Source organism: Acinetobacter sp. IK40, from assembly GCF_035615075.1.
GTDB classification, from domain to species: Bacteria; Pseudomonadota; Gammaproteobacteria; order Pseudomonadales; family Moraxellaceae; genus Acinetobacter; species Acinetobacter courvalinii.
Window position 1 is genome coordinate 1 of sequence record NZ_JANBOE010000014.1, and the last position, 12,410, is coordinate 12,410.

At 40.2% G+C, this 12,410-nt stretch carries 12 protein-coding genes; 8 read left to right on the forward strand and 4 right to left on the reverse strand.

The genetic code is table 11. The features are described from left to right. Positions 1-383: 383 nt before the first annotated feature. The 4 genes from MSG93_RS18355 to MSG93_RS18370 all read right to left on the reverse strand — a co-directional run bounded on the left by MSG93_RS18355 (position 384) and on the right by MSG93_RS18370 (position 3,979). The gene (locus MSG93_RS18355; protein ID WP_004776438.1) at positions 384-941 is read right to left on the reverse strand and encodes a peptidylprolyl isomerase; all 558 of its coding nucleotides are present in this window, start codon (positions 939-941) and stop codon (positions 384-386) included. 130 nt (positions 942-1,071) lie between these two features. Then, positions 1,072-2,142 (reverse strand): alpha/beta hydrolase, encoded by a 1,071-nt coding sequence (locus MSG93_RS18360; RefSeq protein ID WP_005281510.1) that lies wholly within the window; start codon positions 2,140-2,142, stop codon positions 1,072-1,074. Between the two features lie 358 nt (positions 2,143-2,500). Beyond that, positions 2,501-2,737 carry a hypothetical protein gene (locus tag MSG93_RS18365; protein ID WP_005281513.1) on the reverse strand — a complete coding sequence of 79 codons (237 nt, stop codon included), beginning with the start codon at positions 2,735-2,737 and terminating at the stop codon, positions 2,501-2,503. A 387-nt stretch (positions 2,738-3,124) separates the two neighbouring features. Beyond that, positions 3,125-3,979, reverse strand: coding sequence for an MBL fold metallo-hydrolase (locus tag MSG93_RS18370; protein WP_324622862.1), 855 nt, complete (start codon positions 3,977-3,979; stop codon positions 3,125-3,127). A gap of 107 nt (positions 3,980-4,086) precedes the next feature. On the opposite strand from MSG93_RS18370, the gene MSG93_RS18375 reads away from it, so the two are divergent. From MSG93_RS18375 to MSG93_RS18410, 8 genes are all read left to right on the forward strand, one after another. Then, the gene (locus MSG93_RS18375; RefSeq protein ID WP_005281517.1) at positions 4,087-4,980 is read left to right on the forward strand and encodes a LysR family transcriptional regulator; all 894 of its coding nucleotides are present in this window, start codon (positions 4,087-4,089) and stop codon (positions 4,978-4,980) included. A 159-nt stretch (positions 4,981-5,139) separates the two neighbouring features. Next, complete coding sequence (gene grpE / locus MSG93_RS18380) at positions 5,140-5,685, forward strand: nucleotide exchange factor GrpE (RefSeq protein WP_005228204.1); 546 nt, start codon at positions 5,140-5,142, stop codon at positions 5,683-5,685. 152 nt (positions 5,686-5,837) lie between these two features. Continuing rightward, positions 5,838-7,784: a molecular chaperone DnaK gene (gene dnaK / locus MSG93_RS18385; protein ID WP_005281520.1), complete on the forward strand. Its 1,947-nt coding sequence runs from the start codon at positions 5,838-5,840 to the stop codon at positions 7,782-7,784. A gap of 193 nt (positions 7,785-7,977) precedes the next feature. After that, a complete protein-coding gene (locus MSG93_RS18390; RefSeq protein ID WP_324622863.1) occupies positions 7,978-8,394 on the forward strand; it encodes a hypothetical protein in 417 nt (138 codons plus the stop codon). Next, the gene (locus tag MSG93_RS18395) at positions 8,391-9,299 is read left to right on the forward strand and encodes a matrixin family metalloprotease (RefSeq protein ID WP_324622864.1); all 909 of its coding nucleotides are present in this window, start codon (positions 8,391-8,393) and stop codon (positions 9,297-9,299) included. Before MSG93_RS18390 ends, MSG93_RS18395 begins: the two co-directional genes overlap by 4 nt. 390 nt (positions 9,300-9,689) lie before the next feature. Beyond that, positions 9,690-10,601 carry a matrixin family metalloprotease gene (locus tag MSG93_RS18400; RefSeq protein ID WP_324622865.1) on the forward strand — a complete coding sequence of 304 codons (912 nt, stop codon included), beginning with the start codon at positions 9,690-9,692 and terminating at the stop codon, positions 10,599-10,601. Between the two features lie 382 nt (positions 10,602-10,983). Next, positions 10,984-11,895 carry a matrixin family metalloprotease gene (locus MSG93_RS18405; protein WP_324622866.1) on the forward strand — a complete coding sequence of 304 codons (912 nt, stop codon included), beginning with the start codon at positions 10,984-10,986 and terminating at the stop codon, positions 11,893-11,895. A gap of 111 nt (positions 11,896-12,006) precedes the next feature. Then, a complete protein-coding gene (locus MSG93_RS18410; RefSeq protein ID WP_165569325.1) occupies positions 12,007-12,390 on the forward strand; it encodes a hypothetical protein in 384 nt (127 codons plus the stop codon). Positions 12,391-12,410 lie beyond the last annotated feature (20 nt).

Sequence of the window (12,410 nt, forward strand, 5' to 3'; positions counted from 1 at the left end):
CAATTACTGACTTAATATTTGCTCAAATAAACTTCGAGAAATTTAAACCAATTAATCAATGAAATATTTTCGATCGATCAACCAGTAAAAATCCACACAAGTTGTTCTTCTATTCTCTTAATGATCTCTTTATCGCCTCGTCAGCGATAAATAAAACGCAACAAATATTTAACAACTTAACCGTTAAAGCTAAGTTATTTTTGCTTCATTGCGTCGGGATGTGTGCATTATAGGAGATTTTTTTTAGTGTGCAAGCTTTTTTAAGCCCTTGTTTTATTGAGTGTTCTTTTTTTACACATAAATATGTGTACTATTCAAACAAATTCGCTGTAACCATATAAATTTAAAGCAGAAATATTTTATTCATATTTCTGCTTTGCTTTTTACTTCTTGTTCTTTATCTGAACACTAAGAATTTTAACTGGCTGTTTAGGGACATTTTGATGCATTCCATAGTTCCCTGTAGGAACACTCACAATCTTGTCAACGATATCCATGCCCTTTGTGACCTTACCAAAGACGGCGTAGCCCGCATCCATCGGTGATTTGTTTAAAAAGTTATTATCCGCCACATTAATAAAGAATTGACTGCTTGCAGAGTTTGGATCACTGGTACGTGCCATTGCCAAAGTACCACGGGTATTCTTTAAACCATTACTTGCTTCATTCACAATCGGCGCTTTCGTGCTTTTCTCAATCATGTTTGCTTCTAGGCCGCCACCTTGCACCATGAAACCAGGGATCACGCGATGAAAGATCGTACCTGTATAGAAGTTACTTTTTACGTAGCTTTCAAAGTTCTTTGCTGAAACTGGTGCTTTATCATCAAACAGCTCAATTTCAATATTCCCCATACTGGTTTTCATATCAACCATCGTATTTGCAAATAAATGACCGCTTGCCAAAATTAAACTTGTTGTAATGAACAACTTTTTCATCATTGCTTTTCTCAGCTTGGAAATAGACGTGTTGTGGATCTTCATCTTATTTTTGCAAATCTGTTTTTGCTATTTCTATTTGTTACCTGAAACAAAGAACCGATGTTTCACGTGAAACATCGGTTCTTTATCATTAACTATGTTTATCCCAGAACTTTCTGAAGTTCTTCGCTACTTCAATGGTATTGCGTTTTGCTTTGCTTGAGACGGGCGTTATATTGATAAAACCATGCGTTTGGTCTGGATAATCGACGTATTGCACTTTGACGCCATTTTGTCTGAGTTTATGACTATAGATCGCACCTTCATCATGAAGTAGATCATGACCAGCCGTAATCACATATGCAGGGGCTAACTTTTTAAGGCTGCCATAGGTCGGCGAAATTAATGGGTCGTCTAAAGCCACATTTTGCTGGGTCGCATAATAATCTGTCACATAGTCCACATCTTTACTGGTTAACACCAGCCCCTCGCCATAGGCATAGAATGATGGATGTCTGCTTTTAAAGTCGACCACAGGATATATCAGTAACTGTGCTTGTGGTGCATAAGATTTCCCAACAGCATGTTGCGCGACTACCGTACTGATATTTCCACCCGCACTGTCTCCACCAACCGCAATACGGTTTTTATAGATTTTCAATTGACGGCGGTTTTGATAAACCCATGCCAATGCATCTTCACACGACTTAATCAGTAACTGAGGTGAAGCTTCCGGTGCCAGTGGATAGTCAATACTTAAAACCTGTACTTTGGCATGCTTGGCAATTAGTCGACATGCTTCATCATGCGTATCTAAACCACCCACCACAAAGCCACCACCGTGGTAAAACACCAGCATAGGCAATTTTTTATTGGGTGCCGGATGATAATGGCGGGCGAAGACCGTGCCGCTTTGGAGCGGTAAACGAATATCTTCAACCGATTCAATCGAAGTAGGTTTATTCAAAATCGCCAACATTTGCGCATCAAACTGACGACGGGAGTCAATCGGATCGTCACCGATAAAACCGATACGGCCTTGCTTGATCTGAACAGCCATCAGACACTTGGTAAATGCATCTAAATCTGGATATTGATGAGGATAGCCTAAAAGCTTGGCCAGAGATTCTTGTACAATTTTGGGCAGCTTATCGAGCGCTCGTGCAGCAGGGCCTTGTCCTTTATCTAACAGTGTTTGTATTTTTGGAGGTAATGCTGTCACTTCTGTCCCCTTTTCTCGCTCTGTCCATCATTGTTGTTGTCTTCGACTATATGCTTTTATAAAGTCTTAGATCAAGTTCAAGATTTGAAATAAGTCGTACGCTAAAGGGCTATTGCTAAAAAGTCATTAACCAGAGTGCTTATTCACAGCTACTTTTTATGTCAATTCAATGCTGTTTTAAGCTTTTATTGTCAAACTATAAAACTAGAGCTAACCGGTTAGCTCTAGTTTTATATCACTTTAAAAGTGTCATTTTTATGAGTAAGTTAGCTTCGCGTTATGTATAGCAGTACATGAATAAGATTAAATGCGGCATCTGTTGTTCAATCTTATGCGAAGCGAACTTAACAATAAAAAATTATTGCGCGCCAGCACCTGCTGAACCTGATACAGAGCCTGAAACGTCAGCAGAAGCACCACCTGGTTGAACATCGACTGATGAACCCGCTTCTACACCAACGCCACCTTGAACGCCTGCTGGGCTTGCACTTGTTTGAGCTGAACCAGAAGCATCCAAACCAGCTTGAGACGAGCAACCTACAGCTGTTAATGCAACACCAGCTACAACTGCAGAAATCAATGCTAACTTTTTCATTTCGTATTTCCTTTCATTATGACAAAAAGCAAAGTTGTCTTTGCGATGCCTATCATTCACAATTTTTTTCACGGACGTGATGAGGATTAGTTGCAGTTTGTTATGTAAGCCGCATTGTTTTGCAATTTTTCTTAAAGCAACTCATTGCTTAATTCACGTATTCTCTCAACCTTCGGCAAACGCTAAGCATTTATCAATACAGCACTTTCAGGGATTTTTACTGTCATAGAAAATGAAAAAAGCCATTATCTTATTTTTTTATAATTCATAGAAACACAGCACAACCGTCCTAAAAGATTACAATTAAGTAATTATGATTAAAAATAAATGTAGCAGATATAAAAAAACCGTGCATTTTCATCACGGTTTTCATTGATTAGCCCATAATTAAGGCCATTTCATCTCGCCTTTCACGACTTTGGCGCCAAGTTCCAGACTACTCGACTCACCCAACGCTGGATACTGCGTTTGCATCTTTTTCACCAGCTCAGCCGAGTTCTTTGTGCTTTTCACAGCTTTCTCATATTGCTTCAAATAATCAATCGAGAAATTCACCGCCTCTAGACCTTCTGCCGCTCCTGCTTTCATATGCGCAGGTACCACTACTTTCGGGTTAAGGGCCTTAATACTTTCTAAAGCCTGAACCACTTCAGCACGATCTTTGAGTGTCGGGGTATCGGCTGTCCATAAATGAATACCCGAAGATACCGGAATACCACCAACGACAGCTTTTGCACTCGGAATCCATAAATAAGTCAGTTCTTTTTTGCCTTTAATCTCGATATCCTGATTTTCGAGTTTTAAAGTCTTCGCGCTATACGCTTGTGGCACAAAAATTTTACTTGGTGCATTCGCACCCATTTTTGGACCCCAATAGGCAACTTTCAACGCTTGTGTATCCTGAATATGTTTCACTGTTTCAGGAGTCGCAATGATTTGTACATTCGGAAAGTATTGTTTAAATACGTCTAAGCCAAAATAGAAATCTGGATCACCATAACTGACAAAAATAGTTTTTAGGGTCTTACCGCTATCCAAGATGTCGGCAGCGATGCGCAACGCCTCTGATTTAGAAAATTGCGCATTGACCAGTAAAACTTCTTTATCCCCTTCAATTAGGGTTGAAGTTACGCCAAAATGCTCAGGTTGAGCCAGAAAATTCTGGATTTTTAAATCTTGTGCAAATGTAGCAGATGTTGCTGCGAAGGCAGATAAAGCAAGGATGTAAGGTTTGGTATTCATCTTATCGTCTCCAATCTGATAAGGAACACTTTAAATTGCAATTATTGCTGAAGAAACACACTAAACTAAGATAAAATGTTGCATATCTTGCAACAATGATAATAAACATGGATACCTTAAAAGCCATTCAAGTCTTTGTCTGTATTGCCCATCAAGGCAATCTGAGCAAAGCCGCAGAACATCTGGATTATTCCAAAGCCATGGTGTCCCGTTATCTGGAACATCTTGAGCAGACGTTTTCAACCCGGTTATTTCAACGTAATACCCGTAAGGTGTCGCTTACCCCCGCTGGTGAAAAAGCGTTGGTGTATTGTGAGAATATTTTACAGCAGCAACAGTTACTGGAAGGTTTGGCTGCGCCCGAACAACATAACGGAACCATTCGTTTTACCTGTGGTCTGTTTTTATTTCAGCTAGGCGTGAATGAATGTATTAAGCAATTTAAAAAACGCTACCCACAGATTCATTTTGATGTGTATTTAACTGAAAATACCGTAGATCTGATCGATGCTCAGGTTGATCTTGCATTACGCATTACCCAGAAAGTTGCGGATGGATTGATTGCACGGCCTGTCTGCCAGATTGAATCGACCTTTTGCGCACATCCTCATTATTTACAAGACCACACGCCCCTGTCGCATCCCAGTCAGCTGATTCAGCATGATTGTATTGCGCATCATACCCATAACCAGTACTGGACCTTGTTTGATACAGATCAGCAACCCCAGAACTATCCATTAAATGTTACGTTTAAAAGCAATGATGTGATTGCGCTTTATCAGATGTGTCTTAAAGCTGAAGGTATTGCCATGCTACCGAGCTTACTGGTACGTAAGGACATTGCGCAGCAGCGTTTGCAACAGGTCTTTACCGATTTTTCTGCACCTGACCTGACCTTGTCGCTGGTCTATGCGTCAAGGCAACATTTACCCAAAATCACCCAAGAATTTATTGCTTTTGTGATTGAAAACCTGAATTTTTACTTAAATCAGCAAAATTAAAAGATTTAAATTGACCTGAACGCTTGAATTTTGTCGGCTTGCCCATACTTCATCCCTATCAATGAATGACCAAGATGTGGCAGTTCGGGTTTAACCCTAAGAGCATTCACGCCAAAAGGACTGTACATGTTTAAGAACTTTTTTCAACGGAGATCATCAATGGCTAATGAGCACAATGAGCAAGCTCAAGACATTCAAAATGAGCAACAGACTGAACAAACTCAAGCTGAAGGTGTAGAGCAGGCAAACGAGCTTAGCGTTGAAGATTTACAAGCGCAAATCACCAAACTTGAAGAAAGCCTGAAATTAGAAAAAGCACGTACTGCCAATGCGGTTTATGAAGCGCAGAAAAGTGTAGAGCGTATTCAACGTGAATCTGAAAAGCATAAAGATACCGTGCTTGAGAAGTTCGCAAAAGAATTGCTCGATTCTGTCGATAACCTCGAGCGTGCAATTCAGGCAGCTGGCGAAGAAGAAACACCGGTACTTGAAGGCGTTAAGCTGACTTTGAAATCATTATTGACCACGCTTGAGAAGTTTGGCGTAGTCGAAGCAGATACCCAAAATGGTTTCAATGCAGATTTACACCAGGCGGTAGGGATTGATCCAAATGCCCAAGCCAACCAAATCGGCACTGTTTTACAGAAAGGTTATACCTTAAATGGTCGCCTACTCCGCCCAGCCATGGTGATGGTGGGCCAATAATCCCCATGGGCAGAGCATTTATTTGCTCAAAAATGCAGAAATTTGAGAGTTTTTTGATTTTTTTTCATAAAAATGCTTGAAAAAAACCGATTGACTCTCATATCGAATAACAAGCAAAAACATTGCAACAAAATTTTAGAGGAACACAATCAATGGCAAAAATTATTGGTATTGACTTAGGTACTACCAACTCATGTGTTGCTGTACTTGAAGGCGATAAAGTAAAAGTAATCGAAAACGCTGAAGGCGCACGTACAACTCCATCGATCATCGCTTATAAAGATGGCGAGATCTTAGTAGGTCAAAGTGCTAAACGCCAAGCGGTAACCAACCCGAAAAATACATTATTCGCGATCAAGCGTTTAATTGGTCGTCGTTATGAAGACCAAGCGGTACAAAAAGATATCGGTCTTGTACCTTACAAAATCATCAAAGCTGACAATGGTGATGCTTGGGTTGAAGTAAATGACAAAAAATTAGCACCTCAACAGATCTCTGCTGAAATCTTGAAAAAGATGAAAAAAACTGCAGAAGACTATTTAGGTGAAACAGTTACAGAAGCAGTGATTACTGTTCCTGCTTACTTTAACGATGCGCAACGTCAAGCAACTAAAGATGCGGGTAAAATCGCTGGCTTAGACGTTAAACGTATCATTAACGAACCAACTGCTGCTGCACTTGCGTTCGGTATGGACAAAAAAGAAGGCGACCGTAAAGTTGCAGTTTACGACTTAGGTGGTGGTACTTTTGACGTATCAATCATTGAAATCGCAGACCTTGATGGCGACCAACAAATCGAAGTGTTATCAACAAACGGTGATACTTTCCTTGGTGGTGAAGACTTTGATAACGCATTAATTGAATTCCTAGTTGAAGAATTCAAAAAAGAACAAAGTGTGAACTTGAAAAATGATCCACTTGCGTTACAACGTTTGAAAGAAGCTGCTGAAAAAGCAAAAATCGAGCTTTCTTCATCAAATGCAACTGAAATTAACCTTCCATACATCACCGCTGATGCGACTGGTCCTAAACACTTAGTGATCAACGTAACACGTGCGAAACTTGAAGGTTTGGTTGCTGACTTAGTTGCTCGTACAATTGAGCCTTGCCGTATTGCACTTAAAGATGCAGGTCTTTCGACTTCTGACATCTCTGACGTAATCTTGGTTGGTGGTCAGTCTCGTATGCCACTTGTACAACAAAAAGTACAAGAATTCTTCGGTAAAGAGCCACGTAAAGACGTGAACCCTGACGAAGCAGTTGCGATTGGTGCAGCGATTCAAGGTGCAGTATTGTCTGGTGACAAAACTGACGTGCTTTTATTAGACGTAACACCGTTAACTTTAGGTATCGAAACAATGGGCGGCGTATTGACTCCGATCATTGAGAAAAACACCACGATTCCTGCGAAGAAATCACAAGTGTTCTCTACCGCTGCTGATAACCAGCCTGCAGTAGACATTTCGGTTTACCAGGGTGAACGTAAAATGGCTCAACAAAACAAATTGTTGGGTAACTTCCAGTTAGGCGATATCCCACCTGCTCCACGTGGCGTACCGCAAATTGAAGTATCGTTCGACATCAACGCTGACGGTATCTTGAAAGTATCAGCGAAAGATAAGAGCACAGGTAAAGAGCAATCGATCCAGATTAAAGCAAACTCAGGTTTGTCTGATGCTGAAATCGAAGCAATGATCAAAGATGCTGAAGCGAATGCAGAAGAAGACCGTAAGTTTGAAGAACTTGCAAAAGCACGTAACGAAGCTGATGCATTAATTTCAAGCTCGACCAAAGCTGTGAAAGATCTTGGTGATAAAGTCACTGAAGATGAAAAAACAGCTGTAAGCACTGCCGTTTCTGAACTTGAAGCAGCAACTAAAGAAAATGATGTTGAAGACATCAAAGCGAAAACTGAAGCTTTACAAAACATCTTGATGCCAATTACACAACGTGCTTATGAACAAGCACAAGGTGCAGCTGGCGGCGCAGAAGGTTTTGATCCAAATGCATTCCAAGGTGGCGATGCGGGTCAACAACAAAAAGCGGACGATGGCGTTGTAGATGCTGAGTTCACAGAAGTAAAAGATGACAAAAAATAATTTGTCTCTTTAAAAAAACCGCGCGTAAGCGCGGTTTTTTTATTTTAAATATTTGCTGATTGAGCCAAATCATAGGCATGCACGTGCTATCAACCGCTTATTTCCCCCCTTCCGCAAACGCTTGCAACAATTGAAGGAACTGAATTCTTTTTATGTATAATTCAGGCAATTAAAAAATCCTTCAGCGCTAAAAATGAAAAATGATCCTATCCTTAGCAAATCCAAATTTAGACTGTTATTAAGTGCTTCACTGCTTTGTATTGGTTTAAGCACAATCCTGGATGCCTATGATCAACGCTCTATTGCCGTAGCGGAATTGCTGGCAACCGAACCCCAAAACTGGGAAATTCTGCTTTCAGGCCTAGCCGCTATTATTGCCTTGATCATGTTAGCGGGTTTATTTTTCTTTAAGGCATGGGCAAGAACCTTATATCTGTATAGCTATTTCCCCTTTTTACTGCTTTATCTATTGCCCGGTTTTTCCTGGACATTCATATCTGGTCTGGGTGCTATTTTTTATGAAATGGGCAATATTTTTGCGACACTGATCTGGGGAATTCTCCTGCTCCCGAGCCTGTATCAGTCTTTATTCTGCACACCTGAACAATGAAGTATCTCCTCGTTGTTACAATGGCAATGTTTCTGTTCTGGTCGGGTTATCAAACCTACCAACACCCGCAGCTTAAATTTAATTCACTGACCGATCGTATCAGCAAACCCTTTGATACACGGCTCCGCTATCGTATTGCTGAGGTGGATCCACGTTTTAAGCTTAGCCTTGAGCAAGTGCAGGCGATCAGTGAGCAAGCCGCACAGATCTGGAAAGACGGTACAGGACAGGATTATCTGGTTTATGATCCAAAGGCCCAGCTGGCAATACATCTCATTTATGATGAACGTCAAATCGAGAGTGAACAACGTCGGGAACATTTAAGTCAGCTTGAATCCAATCAGCAACGCTGGCGAGAGAAAAAGAAATCCTTAGATCAGGTTGAACAGGAAATTCTTCAAAGCCGGCAATTTTTAGGCTTAAAACAGCAACAATTAAATCAGCAAATTCAGGCCTATCAGCAAGCACAGCAACAGGCTCGGCAGAATCCGGCGGTATTCGCCAATCCAGCTGATCTTCAACAGCGACAACAGGCGTTGCAGCAAAATGTACAGTCGCTTAAACAGGAAATAGACCAGTACAATCAGAAGATTCAGCAGCTCAATCAGCAAATAGATGAGCTTAATTCACTGGACCAGCAATTGAATGCATCCGTTGACCAATATAAACAACGTTTTAAGCCACATTTATTCCATAAAGGCTTATTTAATGGCAAACAGATTCTGATTTATGAATTTGAATCTGAGGATGATCTACGTTTAACGCTAGCGCATGAATTCGGGCATGCCTTAGGCCTACAACATACTGATGATCCACATGCATTGATGCATCCGATTATGAAAGATCAGGATAGGGCGCATTTTCGCCTTACTGAAGCAGATTTAAGTCTGTTAAAGGCCAGATAAGTAGAGAAAATAAAACCCTTCCAGAATGAGCAATCATTCACATTTTGCTCAAAATACGCCTCGACATTAAATGTCACAAAGCAGCAATTTTTTATCAAAAATTAGAAAAAATTGCCAATTTATCAATATTTTACAAAAGTTAACAATCAAGGCTTTTATCGCTATTTATACAGCTGTTCCGTGCTTAATAAATTTAATCTTTTGATTCTCTTGGTATTATGAACAAAAAACAGACAAGCTGCTGATTTTACGATTGTGTAAATTATTCGATTTATTTTTTTATTTATTAGAAAAAAATCACACTTTTTAGTTTTATTTATTAAATAGATAGCGTTTTGACCTGAATCAAATACTGCTCAAAAATAAGCCTTATTTAGGGGAGTTTGGCTTATGCGTATTATGAATATGGTGATGCTTGCAGTATATTTCTGTACGCTCTCCCCTCACCTTAGCTATGCCCAGACCAATATCAATCCGGTTAATCCGCATCAGCATCAAACCATCAAAAAAACACTGCATTATCGTATTGCGGATATTGATCCACGCTTTCATTTAAGTCAGCAACAGGTGCTTGAACTGACGCAGCAAGCAGCCAAAATCTGGGAACATGAAACAGGCCAGCAAAATTTTATCTATGATCCAGAGGCGGAATTTAGTATCAATCTGGTTTTTGATGAACGTCAACAACGCAGTACAGATCGCGTGCAGAGCCTGCAACAACTGCAGCAAGACCAGCAACAATGGCATAAACAGAATCAACAATTACAGCAGGTCAAGGCGGATATTCAGCAAAATTCGGCCTTGATTGCCGATAAACAGGCACAACTTAACGCACAATTTCAGCAATATAATCAGGATGTGCAGCGCTTTAACCAGCAGCGCTCTTCTTCAAAAGTTCTGGCGGATCAACTGGCACAACGACAAACTGCCTTACAGCAGCAAGCTTTAGCTTTGCAACAGGATATTCAGCGACATAATCAACGTAGCCGAGAACTTAATCAGGACATTCAGGCTTTAAATCAAGGTAATCAGCAACTGGTGGCTTCTGCCAATCAGTTTAATCAGATCTTTCAACCCCGTCTGTTCCACAAAGGCCATTTTGATGGCAAACACATCATGATTTATGAATTTTCATCCACACATGACCTACGCTTAACGCTGGCGCATGAGTTTGGGCATACCTTAGGTTTTGCGCATACCGATGATCCAAGCTCTTTGATGTACCCGATTATTCAACAACAGAACCTGCAAAAGTTCGCATTAACCGATTCTGATAAAGACCTGGTGAAAGCCATGTATTAATTATTCCCCCAATTTGGTAACGATTGAGGCACCACTAGACTCATTGTCTATTTTTCAATCAGTTAAATTTTGGCTTTTATGTGAAAAATAAAATAATTTTATATCCTTTATTTTATGCTTTGCCTAGTTTAGAAACGCTCTTTAGATGAGTACACATGAGAAAAGGATAAAAATTAAACACCTGTTCTGATTTTATTTTTTATTCACTTTAGCTGCAAACTTGCTCTATTCCGCTATATTTTACTTACTTTTTTCTACATCTGTATTTTTATTCATTTTCTAGAAATATCTTCCCAAATTCTCACCCTTCACTCAATTGATCCATTTGACTCCCTGTTTAAACTGATTAAAATGCGACCTTTTTCAAGCTTTATCTCCCTTTATGCGTTGTTTTTCTCATTTATTGGCTACATGTGTGTTCATGCTGGTCTCAGCGCCAGCTTTTGCCCAAATTTCGTCAAATGCCCCTCAAACACAAGTCCGTTATAGCAGCGAGCATCCTCTACACTACCGGATTGCCGATCTGGATCCACGTCTCAATATCACGCAACCACAAATGATTGAGTTAAGCCAACAGGCGGCTGCCATCTGGGCAAAAGATACCGGACAACAGTATTTTGTCTATGATCCAGAAGCCGAGTTTGTCATTCATTTGGTATTTGATCAGCGTCAAGTACGCAGCATGAAACGCTCGGAAAATCTGAACCAGCTTGAGCAGGAACAACAGCATTGGTTAGCGCAAAATCAGCAATTACAGCGTCTAAAACAAAGCGTCGCTGACTCCAGGACTCGACTCGAATTACAAAAGATTGAATATCAAAATAATCAGCAAAAGTATCAGCAGGCCCTGCAAAATCTGAAAGCCTCTGCTCAAAACCCAAAGCAAGTTGCGCGACTGCAGCAACAACAACACACCCTGCAACAGCAAGCGAGTGATTTACAGACCAAAATTGCTGAGCATAATCAGCTGGTCCAACAATTCAATGCGCAAACAGAGCAATCGAAACAGCTCTACCAACAATTGACTGAATCCGTAGCAGCATTTAACCAGACCTTTAAACCTCAGCTCCTGCATAAAGGTCAGTTTCATGGTCAACAGATTTTTATTTATGAATTTTCATCCATGGACGACTTACGCCTAACACTCGCGCATGAATTTGGGCATGCTTTAGGCCTAAAACATACTCAAGATCCGAAATCCTTAATGTATCCACGCATCAAAGAGCAGAATGCAAAAGATTTTCAGCTGACGGATACCGATCTGGAATTATTGGGTTTTTCTCGAGCACCTTAATCCCTATAAAATATAGGTGTTTTATCCATTATCGCTTGCTTAATAACAAGAATGGGTCGATTCTTTGGATTTATTCATGTTATTGTGGATGAAAACATCATATTTATCTTAATGGAGATCGGCATGAGTTATTATCATATCTTAATTGAAGTGAACGACCACATCAGTACGATTGAGCAGACTCGTGATATCGAATTCTTAAATATTGAAGATATTAGCCCCTTTCTCCATTCCATTTTGATTCCCTATTTTAACGAGCAAGAAGTTGAGCTGGAAGATGAAAATGTCGCCTATGACGAGATTTTACATCTGGAAGTCAAACAGACCTTATTACCCATCGAACATCTGGTTGAAGAAGAACAAAAGCAACTCCCGAGCGATACAGATGTGACCATTACTGCTTATGAAATTTTTAATGACCGTGATTTAAGTCAGGATGTAACTGCAGTGATTTTTGATATTTTAGAAGCCGTTAAACTCGATCCTGCCCCTTAATATAAAAAAGGTCTGCATAT